This is a genomic window from Nocardioides epinepheli, from assembly GCF_037936805.1.
GTDB lineage: Bacteria > Actinomycetota > Actinomycetes > Propionibacteriales > Nocardioidaceae > Nocardioides.
In genome coordinates this window covers 68,718-83,257 of sequence record NZ_JBBMMC010000012.1, presented here as the reverse complement: position 1 = coordinate 83,257, position 14,540 = coordinate 68,718, and the positions used below count along the sequence as shown (strand labels likewise).

At 70.6% G+C, this 14,540-nt stretch carries 16 protein-coding genes and 1 riboswitch; of the genes, 8 read left to right on the top strand and 8 right to left on the bottom strand.

Annotated elements, in window-relative coordinates; translation table 11 throughout:
• Positions 1-31 precede the first annotated feature (31 nt).
• Positions 32-706: a pentapeptide repeat-containing protein gene (locus WMR31_RS16235; RefSeq protein ID WP_340539915.1), complete on the top strand. Its 675-nt coding sequence runs from the start codon at positions 32-34 to the stop codon at positions 704-706.
• Between the two features lie 9 nt (positions 707-715).
• On the opposite strand, the gene WMR31_RS16230 is transcribed toward WMR31_RS16235, so the two are convergent.
• The 3 genes from WMR31_RS16230 to WMR31_RS16220 form a co-directional block, all read right to left on the bottom strand.
• Positions 716-1,030 carry a DMT family transporter gene (locus WMR31_RS16230; RefSeq protein WP_340539914.1) on the bottom strand — a complete coding sequence of 105 codons (315 nt, stop codon included), beginning with the start codon at positions 1,028-1,030 and terminating at the stop codon, positions 716-718.
• A gap of 11 nt (positions 1,031-1,041) precedes the next feature.
• Positions 1,042-1,107, bottom strand: a riboswitch (guanidine-III (ykkC-III) riboswitch).
• 56 nt (positions 1,108-1,163) lie between these two features.
• Positions 1,164-1,931, bottom strand: coding sequence for a thioesterase family protein (locus tag WMR31_RS16225; protein WP_340539913.1), 768 nt, complete (start codon positions 1,929-1,931; stop codon positions 1,164-1,166).
• Positions 1,932-1,960: 29 nt separating this feature from the next.
• Positions 1,961-2,890 carry a calcium-binding protein gene (locus WMR31_RS16220; RefSeq protein ID WP_340539912.1) on the bottom strand — a complete coding sequence of 310 codons (930 nt, stop codon included), beginning with the start codon at positions 2,888-2,890 and terminating at the stop codon, positions 1,961-1,963.
• Between the two features lie 580 nt (positions 2,891-3,470).
• Here WMR31_RS16220 and WMR31_RS16215 point away from each other — a divergent pair.
• Positions 3,471-4,487 (top strand): TerC/Alx family metal homeostasis membrane protein, encoded by a 1,017-nt coding sequence (locus WMR31_RS16215; RefSeq protein WP_340539911.1) that lies wholly within the window; start codon positions 3,471-3,473, stop codon positions 4,485-4,487.
• Here WMR31_RS16215 and WMR31_RS16210 read toward each other — a convergent pair.
• Positions 4,474-5,013, bottom strand: a complete 540-nt coding sequence (locus WMR31_RS16210) for a DUF6174 domain-containing protein (protein ID WP_340539910.1) — start codon at positions 5,011-5,013, stop codon at positions 4,474-4,476. The two genes, WMR31_RS16215 and WMR31_RS16210, sit on opposite strands and share 14 nt — an antisense overlap.
• A 104-nt stretch (positions 5,014-5,117) precedes the next feature.
• Here WMR31_RS16210 and WMR31_RS16205 point away from each other — a divergent pair, with 104 nt between their 5' ends.
• The gene (locus WMR31_RS16205; RefSeq protein ID WP_340539909.1) at positions 5,118-5,927 is read left to right on the top strand and encodes a thioesterase family protein; all 810 of its coding nucleotides are present in this window, start codon (positions 5,118-5,120) and stop codon (positions 5,925-5,927) included.
• A 53-nt stretch (positions 5,928-5,980) separates the two neighbouring features.
• Here WMR31_RS16205 and WMR31_RS16200 read toward each other — a convergent pair whose 3' ends face one another.
• Positions 5,981-7,066 (bottom strand): hypothetical protein, encoded by a 1,086-nt coding sequence (locus tag WMR31_RS16200; protein ID WP_340539908.1) that lies wholly within the window; start codon positions 7,064-7,066, stop codon positions 5,981-5,983.
• Between the two features lie 29 nt (positions 7,067-7,095).
• Between WMR31_RS16200 and WMR31_RS16195 the strand changes: the two genes are divergently transcribed.
• The 5 genes from WMR31_RS16195 (at position 7,096) to WMR31_RS16175 (ending at position 10,936) form a co-directional block, all read left to right on the top strand.
• The gene (locus tag WMR31_RS16195) at positions 7,096-7,530 is read left to right on the top strand and encodes a (deoxy)nucleoside triphosphate pyrophosphohydrolase (protein ID WP_340539907.1); all 435 of its coding nucleotides are present in this window, start codon (positions 7,096-7,098) and stop codon (positions 7,528-7,530) included.
• Positions 7,527-7,805 (top strand): hypothetical protein, encoded by a 279-nt coding sequence (locus tag WMR31_RS16190; protein ID WP_340539906.1) that lies wholly within the window; start codon positions 7,527-7,529, stop codon positions 7,803-7,805. Before WMR31_RS16195 ends, WMR31_RS16190 begins: the two co-directional genes overlap by 4 nt.
• A gap of 39 nt (positions 7,806-7,844) precedes the next feature.
• A complete protein-coding gene (mshB, locus tag WMR31_RS16185; protein WP_340539905.1) occupies positions 7,845-8,777 on the top strand; it encodes an N-acetyl-1-D-myo-inositol-2-amino-2-deoxy-alpha-D-glucopyranoside deacetylase in 933 nt (310 codons plus the stop codon).
• 67 nt (positions 8,778-8,844) lie between these two features.
• Complete coding sequence (locus WMR31_RS16180; RefSeq protein WP_340539904.1) at positions 8,845-9,147, top strand: hypothetical protein; 303 nt, start codon at positions 8,845-8,847, stop codon at positions 9,145-9,147.
• Positions 9,148-9,205: 58 nt separating this feature from the next.
• Positions 9,206-10,936, top strand: a complete 1,731-nt coding sequence (locus WMR31_RS16175; RefSeq protein WP_340539903.1) for a VanW family protein — start codon at positions 9,206-9,208, stop codon at positions 10,934-10,936.
• 19 nt (positions 10,937-10,955) lie between these two features.
• On the opposite strand, the gene WMR31_RS16170 is transcribed toward WMR31_RS16175, so the two are convergent.
• Genes WMR31_RS16170 through WMR31_RS16160 form a run of 3 tightly spaced genes read right to left on the bottom strand, consistent with a single transcriptional unit; the run spans position 10,956 to position 14,497 of the window.
• Positions 10,956-12,215, bottom strand: coding sequence for a kynureninase (locus WMR31_RS16170; RefSeq protein WP_340539902.1), 1,260 nt, complete (start codon positions 12,213-12,215; stop codon positions 10,956-10,958).
• 30 nt (positions 12,216-12,245) lie between these two features.
• Entirely contained in the window at positions 12,246-13,076 is an 831-nt protein-coding gene (locus tag WMR31_RS16165) for an alpha/beta fold hydrolase (RefSeq protein ID WP_340539901.1), read from the bottom strand.
• Positions 13,073-14,497 carry an APC family permease gene (locus WMR31_RS16160; protein WP_340539900.1) on the bottom strand — a complete coding sequence of 475 codons (1,425 nt, stop codon included), beginning with the start codon at positions 14,495-14,497 and terminating at the stop codon, positions 13,073-13,075. The genes WMR31_RS16165 and WMR31_RS16160 overlap by 4 nt, the downstream gene beginning before the upstream one ends.
• Positions 14,498-14,540: the final 43 nt, after the last annotated feature.

Genomic DNA, 14,540 nt, shown 5'->3' with positions numbered 1-14,540 from the left:
CCTGTCCGACGACGCGGCTACGGTGCGAGACGTGCCCCGACGTACCCGCTCGACCAAGCCGCCCCGCCTGGACGCGATCGTCCATGGCGACCTGGAACCCGGTGGACCCGACGACCTCGAGTCCCGGGCCGACCTGGACGGTCTGGAGTTCCTCGACGTGTCGGTCGCCGAGCTGAGCCTCGACGGTGCCGTGCTGCGCGACTGCCGGCTCAGCGGCCTCGCCGCCCGCGAGGCCGACTGGCGCTCGGTGCGGCTACGCGAGGTCACCGCCGAGCGGCTCGACATCCCGGTTCTGCGGGCCTCCCGGTCGCACTGGCAGGACGTGCGGATCGAAGGGGCCCGGCTGGGCTCGGCGGAGGCCTACGACGCCGAGTGGCGCTCGGTCCACTTCGTCGGCTGCAAGCTCGGCTTCCTCAACCTGCGCGCGGCCGAGCTCCTCGACGTCGCGTTCACCGACTGCGTCATCGAGGAGCTCGACCTGTTGGACGCCACCGCACGCCGGGTCCGATTCACCGGCACGCGGATCGCCAGCCTCGACCTCCAGCGTGGCAGGTTCGAGGACGTCGACCTGCGCGGCGCCGACCTCGACGCGCTGCGCGGCGTCGAGGGCCTGCGCGGCACCACGATCAGCCCCGATCAGCTGACCCTCCTCGCGCCGCTGCTGGCCCACGAGGCCGGGCTGCGGATCGAGGACGCGCCGCGCTGATCTGCGGCGTCAGTGGGCGAGCTTGAGGCCCACGATGCAGGCGACCAGGCCGACCAGCAGCGCGATCCGCAGTGCGCTGATGGGCTCCTCGCCCATGATCATCCCGACCGCGACCGTCAGGCTCGCGCCGATGCCGACCCAGATCGCATAGGCGGTGCCGGTGGGCAGGGTGCGCATCGCGAACGCGAGTCCGGCCATGCTGAAGGCCAGCGAGATGAAGAAGACGATGCTCGGCGTCAGCTTCGTGAAGCCCTCGCTCTTGCCGAGGGCCAACGCCCACACCGACTCGAGAACGCCGGAGAGCACCAACACGATCCAGGCCATGACAACTCCTCCATGGCCGTCTTGTCGCGCTCCGGGTACGGCTCCCTCGTCCGGCGACCGGCTGTCGCGGTCACCTTCGGCAAGTTAGCACGCCCCGCAGCCGGGCTCGATTCGGTTCAGCGTGAATACAGGCTCACGGCCGCAGCGTGAGGATCTGCGCCATCGTCCCGACGGGGCCCGCGACGTCGTGCAGCACGCTGCTGGTGAGCCCGACGCCGTCGGCACCGAAGGTGACCGAGGTGTCGAAGCCCACCCATTCGCCGTGCCAGGGCCTGGTCAGGTGGGCGGTGAGGTCGACGTTCGGGAAGGCGACGACGTTCGGGTCGGCGCGCACGCTCATCCCGTTGGCGATGTCGAACAGGCGGGCCGCCGAGGCGAGCCGGCTCACCGGCTCGTCGGCGAGCAGCGGCACCTCGCTGCGCACCCAGAACGCCGCGCGCCCCGGCTCGATCTCGCGGCGTCGCACCTGCGCAGTGGCGATGAACCCGCCCGGCCACACGGTCGTGGGATCCCAGGCGGCGAGGTCGTCCGGTCCGGGGATCGGCTCCAGCGAGGTCCCGGTGATCGCCTCGGTACCCGCCGGCTGGAGCAGCCAGGCGCGCAGCAGCACCGCGGGGCGCCCCGCATGGCTCAGCGTCGCCTCGACCAGCTCGATGGTGCGCCCCGGGCGGACGACGTCGACGCTGACGTCGACCTCGTCCACCGGGATCGTGCCGAGGATGTCGTAGGAGAGCCGTGAGACCACCACATCCGCCCGGCCTCGACGATCACGATCGGTCTCCACCGCGTGGACCAGCAGTCCGAGAGCAGGTGCGATGTGTTGGGTCGCCTGGTCCCAGGCGCCGCTGAGCGCGTCGGTGGCCAGGAAACGGGTGGGCCCGGTGCGGACGAAGTACGCCATGGCGCCACTGTGGCGCATGGCGCGCGGGTTCACGAACGCATGGTCTCGATCTCGCTGGCGCGGTCCTGGGCGTCGATGTAGGCAGCGTCCATGCCGGGACCGCCGACCAGGATGTCTGCGCCCGCGTCGCCCCACAGGACGTCGTCACCGCTCAGCCCGCCGATGCGGTCATCGCCGGTGCCACCACGGATCTGGTCCTCGTTGTCGCCGCCGACGAGCCGGTCGTTGCCGCCGTCGCCGTAGACCAGGTTCTGGCCGGTCCCGACGCGGATCCAGTCATCGCCGTCGCCGCCCCAGGCGCGGTCGTCCATGAAGGCGGTGTTGATGAAGTCGTTGCCGGCGCCGCCGCGAACGGTGTCGCGCCCGTCGTCGGTGAGGGCCCACAGCTTGAACCGGGAGGAGAGGCCGCGGGCATCGATGGTGTCGTTGCCGAGCCGGGGCCACGTCTCGACGTACATCTGGCCGGGGTGTCGCGACGGGATCGAGCACTGCGCGGCGGCCGCGCGCTTCATCTTGACCTCGACGCAGTTGCGCGGCAGGTGGGTCCAGGTGCGCGCCGCCCGGTCGACGAAGCGCAGACCGCCCTTGGACATGGTGATCTTGAGGTTGTTGTTCGCCATCCCGCCCTGGTAGCGGAAGCCCCACTTGGTGACGCTGAGGTGCACCTCGGTGGCCTTGAGCTTCGGCAGCGGGAACTGGCCGACGAGCTCGGTGACCGGGTAGTTGCCGGGGTTGCGCAGGGCGTCGTCGGACCAGTGCGGGATCGGCGCGCGGGACGCGGAGGCCTCGGTCGGAGCCGAGGCGGGCTTCGAGGTCGCGGTGGCGGCCGACGTCGCGGCCGGTGCGGCGAGGAGGACTGCGGCCGTGGCCGCGGCGCCGAAGGCGGCTGCGCGGCGCCAGCTGCGGCGCGAGGGGCGTGCGGTCGAACGGTTCCGAGGGGTCGAAAAATGCTCGTGCAAGACAATGCTCCTGATCCGAGACGATGCGGTGGGGGGCGGACCGTCCGACGCCGAGGTCGGTGCTGATCCGATGATCGGTCTCCCCGGCCAGTGGCTTGAGCCCCTGCATCGAGCATCGCGCGCCATTGCGCGGAACTCACCGGAGAAAACCCTCACCAGTCTGACCCGACCCGGGGAGTGCGATGTGCCAGAATTTCACTATTCGGAATCCCGATTAAAACGACTGCAGAACTGCATGACATCCCGTGCGGCGGCGCCACTCCGCGCAGATTCGTCGGCGGAGCGCAGGCTGGACTAAGTCAGGTCGTAGGCGATCACCTGAGCGAAGTCGACTCAGGTCCCTTGGGAACAAGGGTTCTCTCGGGCGTCCGTGACTCGGTGAGCCACATGAGAGCACTCTCATCCGCGGCGTTTGGGTACGGCGACGCGGCCCGGCTAACCTCGTCGTCGAGGGGAGTACCTCACAAGCCCTGTCCCGGTCAGTACGGAGTCGCCATCGACTCCCCGGGCAGGGGCCGATCCAGGCTCGATCCGGACTCGGTGAGAGAGACCTCAGGCCGTCTCGCCTGAGGAGAACTCTGTGTCCATCACACCCCCTGTCACGCCACTGGCGATCGACACGATCGGGACCCCGTCGCTGTGGGCGCTCACCATCGGTGCCGTCATCGTCCTGCTGATCGTCGACTTCCTCGCGACCCGCAAGCCGCACGAGGTGTCGATGAAGGAAGCGGCGCTGTGGTCGACCTTCTACGTCGCCCTGCCGCTCGCCTTCGGCGTCTACGTCCTGGCCGCCCACGGCCAGGAGAACGGCGTCAACTACTACACCGGCTACCTGGTGGAGAAGAGCCTGTCGGTCGACAACCTCTTCGTCTTCATGCTGCTGCTGAGCGCGTTCGCGGTGCCCAAGGCGCTCCAGCAGCGCGTGCTGCTGTTCGGGATCATCGGAGCGCTGGTCCTACGCGGCATCTTCATCGCCCTCGGCGCCGCTGCCCTCGCGGCCTTCGACTTCGTCTTCCTCATCTTCGGCGCGATCCTCCTGCTGACCGGCGCCAAGCTCCTCAAGGACGCCATCGGCGGTGTCGAGGAGGACGAGAAGGACCCCAACGACATGCGCGTCGTCAAGTGGCTGCGCCGCCTGTGGCCGGTGACCGACGACTACCACGGCACCAAGATGACGGTCGTCCAGGCCGGCAAGCGCGCCCTGACGCCGCTCGCGCTGGTGACGGTCGCCGTCTTCATGACCGACATCGTGTTCGCCGTCGACTCCGTGCCGGCCGTCTACGGGATCACCGCCGACCCGTACCTGGTCTTCGCCACCAACGCGTTCGCACTGCTCGGCCTGCGCGCCCTGTACTTCGTGATCCAGGGCCTGCTCGCCAAGCTGGTCCACCTCAGCTACGGACTCTCGATCATCCTCGGCTTCATCGGCGTCAAGCTCGTCCTGCACTGGGCGCACCTGCGCTGGGACAGCGTGCCCGAGATCGGCAACCTGACCTCGCTGATCGTCGTCGTCGGCGTGCTGGCGGTCACCACGATCACCAGCCTCATCGCAGTGCGCAAGCGCGAGGCGAGCGCCGCTGCGGCTAGCGGCTCCTGACGCTGCCGACCCGGACGGCCAGGATCGTCTCCTCGTCGGCGAGAGCCTCGTTCCAGTCGATGAAGATCCGGCGCGGGACGCCGTTGCGGTAACGGATGCTCAGGTAGTCGGCATCGGCATAGCCGTCTCGCAGCACCCGGTACAGGTTCTCCATCGGGTATCCCGGCTCGTCGAGCTGCCCTTGCTGCCCGACGTGGGTCACCGAGACCACGCGGCGACCGCGCACGGTGGTCCGCGTCGGCGGCTCCGGGGCACACTCGCAGGACCGCGACACCCGGGTGCGGTAGCCGACGACGTCACGGGACTTCCAGGCACGCCACGCGCGGACCAGGCGCGGATGGTCCGAGGCGCGCAGGCGGAAGCGCTGGACGACGTAGGGCGCGCCGTCGCCGGGCGCGGCGGCGTGAGCGGCCTCTGGCCGCGAGGCGGCCGTCGCGACGGCGGGGGCGGAGGCGAGTGAGAGCACCGTGGCGGCAGCGGCCACGGCGGTCGTGAGAATCCGGGTCAACCGAGGCGATCTGGGCATGCGAGGTACCTCCGAGGCGGGTGTCGTCGTCGCGCGACATCGTGCACCACGACGTCGGGGTTCGACCAGAGCCGCGCCTGCCGCGCACGGTAGCGTCCGCCGGTGTGAGTGTGTTCGACGACGCGACCACGGTGACCCGCGCCGGCGACCTGCGGTGGACGGCGGAGCTGAGCGAGGGGTGGGGGATCGGCTCCGGCCTCAACGGCGGCTACCTGCTTGCGACCATCGCCCGTGCGCTGTCCGAGGCGGTGCCGGGGAAGCCCGACCCGCTGGCGATCAGCGCGCACTACCTCTCCGCGAGTCACGCCGGTCCCGCCGGCATCGACGTCACAGTCCTGCGCGACGGCGGCAGCGTGGCGACCACGCGCGCCGAGCTGCGCCAGGGCGACGACGTCCGGATCGCCGTGCTCGCCACCCTGGGCGACCTGGACCGCCTGCCCGCGGACGACGCCACTACCGCGGCGCCGCCGGATCTCCCGCCGGTCGGGGAGTGCGTGCCGCATCGACCCCCTCCCGGGTTCGAGGCAGGCATCGCGCTGTTGGGCCGGTTCGACCTGCGCCTCCACCCCGATCACGTGGGCTGGACGACCGGACAGCCGGACGGAAGCGGCGTCCTCAGCGGGTGGTTCCGCCTCGAGGACGAGCGAGATCCCGACCCGTTGTCGCTGCTGCTGGTCGTCGACGCCCTGCCGCCGGTGACCTTCACCCACGGCCTCTTCGGCTGGGCGCCGACCCTGGAGCTCACCGCCTACGTACGCGCCCGGCCGGCGCCGGGCTGGCTCCGCGTCACCCACGCGACGCGCAGCATCGCCGGCGGCATGTTCGAGGAGGACTGCGAGGTCTGGGACTCTGCCGGGCGGCTGGTCGCTCAGTCCCGTCAGCTGGCACGCACGCCGCGCCCCCACCGGGGTTGAGCAAGCCGGAGGGCGAGTAGTGGGTTGCCGGGGTTTCGTCGGCGCTCGCTGGCTCAATCTCCAGCGACAGGCGCAGGCCTTCGAGCGCGGTCGTGCTCGAACCACGAACGTCGCATGGTGAAGAGCCAGCGGACGCTGGGGTGCTCGGAGACGGAGTAGAGCAGGTCCTCGTCGGGGGAGTAGGAGATGTCCTCGTTGCCCATCGGCGTCGCGTGGAGGTGCTCGTGCAGGTCGCCGGGGACGCCGGTGAACACCGAGCCGCGGACCAGACGGCCCTGGGAGACCGTGAGGTGCAGCGTTCCTCGCGCATCGACCACGCCCTGCATGCGGCGTGGACCGCTGCCGATCAGCTCGAGGTCGGCGTGCGGTGCGGTGCCGTCGCCGAGGGTGAACCGGGCCAGCCGCCGGGTTCGCTCGGGGTCGTTGGTGTACTCGCCCGCATAGAGCGTGGGCCCGGGCCCGAGCGCCCCCGCGTCGTCGGCCTGGCGATCGAGCGAGGTGAAGGAGTAGCGGAACCGCTCGACGCCCTTGGCCGCGCCGGCCTTGTACTGCCAGCGCACCGGGAGCACGTAGCGGTAGCCGAACGCCGAGGCGCGATCGGGAACGCGCACCAGATCCTCGAGCAGGCAGGTGAACAGCCCACGGGCGGTGCCGGCGACGTGCACCATCGAACCGTGGGTCGCCGAGGTCTGCCACACCAGGCCGCCGGCGTGGATGTGCAGAGGTTCGATCCCCCCGTCGTCGGTGGCTCGGACCAGGAGCACGTGGCGGTAGCGAAGCCGGTCGAGGTCCATCACAGTGAGCCGAACCCCCTGATCGGACTCGTCCCAGGGGAGCTTCTTGGCGTACCAGGTGATCATCGCGAGCCGGCGATGTGGGAGCACTCCGGAGTCGGCGTTCGTCGAGACGCCCTGCGGCCACCAGCGCAGGTCGAGCTGATCACGCCGGTCGTAGCGGAACGCCTCGTGGACCGCCCGGCCGGGCGCCGGCGTGATCCGGAGCCGGCGGGGCAGGTCGCCGAGCAGGCCGTCGAACGGCACCCGGCCGCCGCAGGCGGCGACCAGTCGCTCGACGGCGGCGGAGCGGTCATCGACCCGGTCGAGGGTCAGGCCGCTGGGGTCCACAGGTTGCGGGGTCACAGGGCTAGTGTCGCGCGGGTGGAGAGGCGATGAGGAGGCTGGTGGTCGCGGCCGCGATCATCCGCGAGCAGCGGGTCCTCGCATGCCGGCGTACGGCGCCCCCGGAGGCCGCCGGGCGCTGGGAGCTACCCGGCGGGAAGGTCGAGGACGGCGAGAGCCCGCGGGAGGCGCTGGAACGTGAGATCGCCGAGGAGCTCGGCGTGCGGGTGCGCGTCGAGGGCTGGCTCGACGGCGCGGCCGACATCGGCACGACCCACCGGCTGCGTGCCGCGGCGGTGACCCTCCTCGAGGATCGCGCGCCGCGGCCGGTCGAGCACGACCGCTTGCGGTGGCTCGGCGCGACCGAGCTCGACGACGTCGACTGGCTCGAACCGGACCGTCCCTTCCTCGCCCAGCTGCGGTCGCTGCTCGACGAGGGCACGGACCTGCCGGGCCGGGGCGCATCGGGGACAATCGAACCGTGAGCGGACGCGGCATCTTCTTCGACGAGGACGACGCGCGGGCGGCCGCCGCCCGGCTCGTGGCCGGCGGCTACGACGCGCAGGTGGTCCGCGAGCGCCTCGCCGGCGAGGACGACGACGAGGATCACCCGTGGGCCGTGCTCAGTGACGCGCCCGACGTCGTGGTCGAGCTGTTGGTCGACGAGTTCGACGGCTGGTTCGACGTCGAGCCGGAGGTCGGCCCCGCACTGCCGCCGCTCGACCTGCCGACGGGGCCGCGTCGGCTCAAGCGGCCCTGACGCTCGGCCCACGGGGCGCCTCTCACTACGCTCCCTTCCATGAGCGAGATGCCCGACCAGCGCCTGCTGCTGGTGCACGCCCACCCCGACGACGAGACGATCGGGCAGGGCGCCACGATGGCCAAGTACGCCGCCGAGGGCCGCGGCGTCACCCTGGTCACCTGCACCGCCGGCGAGATGGGGGAGATCCTCGTTCCCGAGCTGGAGCACCTCGCCGCCGATCGCGACGACCGGCTCGGTGAGCACCGCCGCGGCGAGCTCGCCGCGGCGATGGCAGAGCTCGGCGTCACCGACCACCGGTTCCTGGGCGGATTCGGCCGCTACCGCGACTCCGGCATGGCCTGGCACGCGGACGGCTACGCGATCGCCGGCGACGTGATCCACGAGAACGCCTTCTGGCGTGCCGACCTCACCGAGGCCGCCGACCTGCTGGTGGAGATCATCCGCGAGGTCCGCCCGCAGGTGATGGTCACCTACGACCAGTTCGGCGGCTACGGCCACCCCGACCACATCCAGGCCCACCGGGTCGCGATGTATGCCGCCGCGCTCGCCGCGGTGCCCTCCTACCGAGCCGCACCCGTGGCCGACGGAGGCCTCGGCGAGCCATGGGAGATCACCAAGATCTACTGGGGCGCGATGTCGGAGACCCGGATGCGGGAGGGCCTGCGGATGCTGCGCGACGCCGGCGACGCCACCACCTTCGAGGGCATGGACCCCGACGGACCGCTGCCGCCGTTCGTCACCTCCGACGAGGACCTCTCGGCCGCCGTCGACGCCTGCGACCACGTCGAGGCGAAGATGGCCGCGATGGCCGCGCACGCCACGCAGATCACCACCGACGGTCCGTTCTTCGCGCTGTCGAACAACATCGGGGCCACGGCGTGGGGCGTGGAGTTCTACCGGATCGCCAAGGGTGCCCAGGGCCCGGTCGGCGAGGACGGCTTCGAGACAGACCTGTTCGCCGGGATCTGACCTGAGCGCGCTTCGTGCGGTTGCCCTGGCGGCGCTGGGTGCGGTCATCGGGCTCGCCGCCGTCCTCGTGCACGCCCGTCCGCTCGGTCTGGGCCTCGCGGTGGTGGCCAGCGTGGCGACCGCCGTCGCGCTGCCCGGCGGCTGGGACACGCGCCTGGCGTTCGTGCTCGGCTGGGTGCTGATGCTCGGCGTCGCGCTGGTCCCGCGTGGGGGCGGCTACCTGATCGCCTCGGACGCCGCGGGGTACGCGCTGCTGGCGTTGGGACTGGTCCTGCTGCTCTTCGCGATCGTGACCGTGCGGCCGCTGCGGCCGGAGGAGTCAGAGGAGACCGGAGAGGCGGGCCCGGGCGATCGCGCCGCCGCGGAGTGACCAATCACGCCCCGTCGTTGCTTAGGATCCGCGCCCAGCCTCTACCTAGGATGACGGCGTGAAGACACATGACGAGCGCGGGGGAGTCGGCGCCAAGCCGGCGATCGTCGTGGCACTGGTGCTCGCCCTGGTGGTCGTCGGCGGCTACGCCGGAGCCTACGCCGTAGCAGCCGACAAGCTGCCCCGCGACACGGTCGTGTCGGGCATCGACGTCGGCGGCAAGAGCCCCGCGGACGCACGCGCCGCGTTGGTCGACGGCCTCGGCGAGCGCGCGACGTCCCCGATCACGGTGTCCCTGGGCGACCGGACCGAGGAGATCGACCCGGCGGCCGCCGGCCTGACGATCGACTACGACGCCTCGCTCGCCCAGGTCGATGCCGACCGCTCGCTGAGCCCCGGCCGGATCTGGGACTACTTCGCCGGTGGCGAGGACCACGACGCCGTCGTCGCGATCGACGACGCCAAGCTGGACGCCGCGCTCTCCGATCTCGCCGCCGGCCTCGGTGAGGACCCGGTCGATGCGCGCGTGGTGTTCTCCGACGGCGACGCCTCGGTCGAGCCGGGCAAGCCCGGTCGCGGCCTGAACCCCGACGAGACGCGCAAGGCGCTGGCGGACGCGCTGCTCTCCGGCGACGACGTCGACCTGAAGATCACCGAGCTCGAGCCCGAGATCACCGACGCCGAGGCGCAGAAGGCGGCCGACGACTTCGCCAAGCCCGCGCTCTCCGGTCCGGTCCAGCTGCGCTTCGGCAAGGCCAAGGTGCGCCTCGCGCCTGCCGACTACGCCGACGCGCTGTCGCTGGAGCCCGAGGATGGCGTGCTCGTGCCTGCCGTCGATCGCAAGGTGCTCATCCCGCTCGTCGAGGACGCCACCGCAGGCGACGGCGCGCCCGTCGACGCCACGGTGCGCCTGGTGAACGGCAAGCCGAAGGTCATCAAGGCCAAGCCGGGGATCTCCTTCGATCCCGCCGACGTCACCGCGGCCTTCCTCGACGTCGTCACCCGGCCCGCCGGGGAGCGTCAGGTCGAGGTCGAGGGAACCGTCGAGCAGCCCGAGTTCACCACGGCCGATGCGCGTGCGCTCGGCATCAAGGAGCGGGTCTCGCGGCAGGTCACCCACTACCCGCACGCCGACTACCGCAACACCAACATCGGCCGCGCCGCCGAGCTGATCGACGGCACCCTCCTCAAGCCGGGCGAGACGTTCTCCCTCAACGACACCGTCGGGGAGCGCACCGCCGAGAACGGGTTCACCGAGGGCTACATCATCAGCGACGGCATCCTGGTCAAGGACCTCGGCGGCGGCGTCTCCCAGATGGCCACCACGCTCTTCAATGGCATGTTCTTCGCCGGCCTCAAGGACATCGAGCACAAGCCGCACTCCTTCTACATCGACCGCTACCCGGTGGGCCGGGAGGCGACGGTGGCCTGGGGCTCGGTCGACCTGCGCTTCCAGAACGACACCGAGTACGGCGTCCTCATCCACGCCAAGGTGATCCCGAGCGACTACTCGCGTCAGGGCACGGTGGTCGTGGAGATGTACTCCACCAAGGTGTGGGACATCGAGTCGCGCACGTCCGACCGCTACGCCTACGTCTCCCCGGGCACCCGCACCCTCGACACCGCCAACTGCGAGCCCAACACCGGATTCTCCGGCTTCCAGGTCGATGTCACCCGGATCTTCAAGCGCCCCGGCTCCAGCGAGGTGGAGAAGACCGAGAAGTTCCACACCAGCTACACCCCCAGCGACACCGTCATCTGCAAGCCGCCCGGCTCGCTGCCGAACTGACGACGGACGGGAGCGCCGGTCAGGACGCCTGGCCGGTGAGCAGTGCTCCCCGAAGCTGCGTCATCGCGGTCGCGACCTCGGCGAAGCTGGTGCTGAGCGGCGAGAGCCCCGCCCGCAGGCCACGCGGCGGCCGGAAGTCGGGGATCACGCCCTCGCGCCACAGGCCGCGGACGACGGCGTCCATGTCGTCGTGCTCCAGGCACACATGCGCGCCCCTCACCGCGGAGTCGCGTGGTGACCGGACGACGACGCCGAGGGGTGCCAGCCACTCGTCGGCGATCGCGGTGACGAACTGCGTCAGGAGGATCGACTTCTCGCGGATCGCCGCGATGCCGGCTCGTTCGATCAGGTCGAGCATGTCGTGCAGCGGCAGCATCGCGAGGATCGGAGGCGTGCCGCTGAGGAAGCCCCGGATGCCGGATGCCCGCACGTGCTCGGGTCCCATCGCGAACGGATCGGCGTGCCCCATCCAGCCGGTGATCGGCTGGCTCAGCGAGTCTTGCAGCGCCGCGGCGACGTAGGCGAAGGCCGGTGCGCCTGGGCCGCCGTTGAGGTACTTGTAGGTGCAGCCCACGGCGAGGTCGACGCCGGCCGCATCCAGGTGGAGGTCCACGACTCCGGCCGAGTGGCACAGGTCCCACAGCACGAGCGCACCCTGCTCGTGCGCGAGCGCGGTGATCGCGGGCAGGTCGGCGAGATAGGCCGACTTGTAGGACACATGGCTCAGCGCCACGAGCGCGGTGCGTTCGCTCAGGAGCGAGGCCACCTGCTCGGCGGTGACGCCGGCAGCAGGGTCGGGCGCTATCCACCTCACGGTCAGTCCGGCCTGCTCGGCGACCGAGGCCAGGATGAATCGGTCGGTCGGGAAGTTCTCGGTGTCGGCGACGATCTCGGTCCGGCCCGGTCGGGCGCCGACCGCGGCGAAGATCAGCTTGTACAGCAGCACCGTGGTCGAGTCGGCGACGAGGGTCTGACCCGGCGCGGCGCCGAGCGTCGCCGCGGCGAGTCGGTCGCCCGACGCGGTGGGCCGTTCCATCCAGCCCTCGTCCCACGAGCGGATGAGGCGCTCACCCCACTCGGTGTCGACGAACTCCGCCAGGCGCCGCCGAGTGACCTCGAGCGGGCGCCCGAGAGAGTTCCCGTCGAGGTATGCCACGACCGACTCGGGCAGGATGAACTCGGAGCGGAAGCGGGCGATCGGGTCGGCGGCGTCCAGAGCGACGGCCTGGTCGATCATCGCGGTGGACGACGACCGCCGGGGCGGTGAGGCAGCGGGCATGGGTCTTCCTTCGGTGCGTGCTGGCTCCGGTCACAAAGCGAGCGACCGGATCCAGTCGACGGTCATCGGGTTGAACAGCTCCGGCTCCTCCCACATCGGCATGTGGCCGCTGCGCTCGAGGACGACGAAGGTGACGCGGGGGGCGTGGGTGGCGACCCAGGCGCCCGCCGCCACCGGCAGGCACTTCTCGTCGCTTCCCCACACCGCGAGCATCGGGACCGGCAGGGAGGGGATGACCTCGCGGTAGTCGCGTTGGGTCTGGTCGGTGAGGATGCAGCCGGCGGTGTTGGGCAGCACCTTCAACTGCTCCTCGACCATCCACGCCTGGTCCTCGGCCGAGGGCAACTGCTGGGTGAACACGGTGGCCAGGTAGGCACACATGCCGGCGTAGTCGTCCTGGGTCATCGCGATCAGGTCCCGCAGGCCGTGGTGGTCGGTGAATCCGTGTTCCCAGCCGTTCGCGTTGAGGTCGCTGGGTCCTTGGGAGATGCAGACCTGGGCGGCGATCCGGCTGGCTGAGCCGAACTGTTGCAGGTAGTCCCAGATCACGAAGTTGCCCATCGACCAGCCGACGCCGACCACCTCGCTCAGGTCTCGCGCGGCCAGGAAGTGGTCGACGTCGCGCGCGTACTGCGCCACGGTGTTGCCGCCCTGGGAGTCATCGGAGTCCCCATGGCCGCGTAGATCGACGGCGAAGACATGGAAGTGCTCGGCCAGAGCATCGATGTTCCGTTCGTAGAACCGTCGCGACCCCAGCACCCCGTGCAGCAGGATGACCGGCTGGCCCGCGCCGAGCTCGGTATAGGCCAGACGGGTCCCGTCGGGGAGCCGGTGGTACCGGGTGCTCGCCTTCGCAGTCACGAGGTGACCTCCTCCGACGCCGTCACGAACGGGGCGTCGATCGCGTCGACCCGGCGGCGGTTCAGCACCAACAGCACGACGCCGAGGACGATCCAGCCCGCCGCGTAGAGCGGCAGCGTGTCGAGCGGCGCGGGCGGCTTGGGATAGAACTGCCCGACGAGCGGGACGAGGAGCACCAGTGAGCCGAGCGCGGGAACCACGACGTGCTTGAGGACGCTGAACTGCCCGCGGTACTGGCGAAGGTAGAAGCGCCACAGGCAGGTGTTCGCCATGATGAAGACCAGGATCAGCAGAAGGCTGGCCGGCGTCGAGACGTAGGAGTACCCGACCAGTCCGTCGACGCCGTTGGCGGCCAGGAGCCCGGCGGCCAGCGTGCCGGCGACGCCGATCGAGAGCAGTGCCACGTGCGGGGTGCGGAACCGCTGGTTGGTCGCGCCGAACGCGGACGGGATCAGTCCCTCGCGCCCGAGGGCGAAGGCCACGCGAGCGAAGCTGTTGACGATCGCGATCACCGCGCCGAGCAGCGAGTTGATCAGGATCAGGTCCACCAGCGGCCGGATCGGGTTGGCGAACTCCTTGGCGAGGGTGTCGAACGACGAGGCATCGGTGGCCAGTGCCTGCACGTTGTCGGTGCCGTAGCCGATCACGACGCCGTAGCTGCCGACGATGTAGATCAGCCCGATCACCAGCGTGCACCCGAGCACGGCGATCGGCACGCTGCGCAGCGGGTTGCGCGTCTCCTCGGCCAAGGACGCGGAGATCTCGAAGCCGGCGAAGGACAGCACTCCGAACACCATCGCGAGCCGGATGCCCGACAGGCTGCTCTCACCGAGATCGAAGGGCGCGGCGCTGAATCCGTCGGCGCCGCCTTGGAGGAAGATCGCGCCGATCACCACGACGATCGCGACGACCTCGATGCTGAGCATCACGATGCTGAAGCGCTCGGAGAGCTTGATCCCGCGGATCGAGAGCCCGACGGCCACCACGAGCGTGAGCAGCGTCGTCCAGAAGTAGGAGATGGCGATCCCGAAGTGCGCCTCGAGGATCGAGGACAAGAAGGCTCCGGTCACGATGCTGCCGCCCATCGCGGCGCCGAGGTAGGCGCCGAAGGTGCACCAGCCGACCAGGAAGCCCGCACGCGGGCCGGCCGCCTGCCGCACGAAGCCGAAGAACGATCCGGCCGAGGCCACCTTCGCCGAGTACTGCGCCACCGAGTAGGCGGTGAACAGGATTCCGACCATGGAGACGAGGAACACCAGCGGCACCGCCGCCCCGGCGCTGCCGGCCATGACCGGGGCGTTGAAGAACAGCGAGATCGCAGGGCCCATGAGCACCGCGGACATGACGACGATTCCGACGACGCCGAGCGCGCCGCCGGGCAGCTCGTTCCTGTGGTCGGAGGACACTTCGGGGTCAGACATCTGGCCCTGCCTTTCATAGAGGGACAGCGGAATGGTGCGGGGA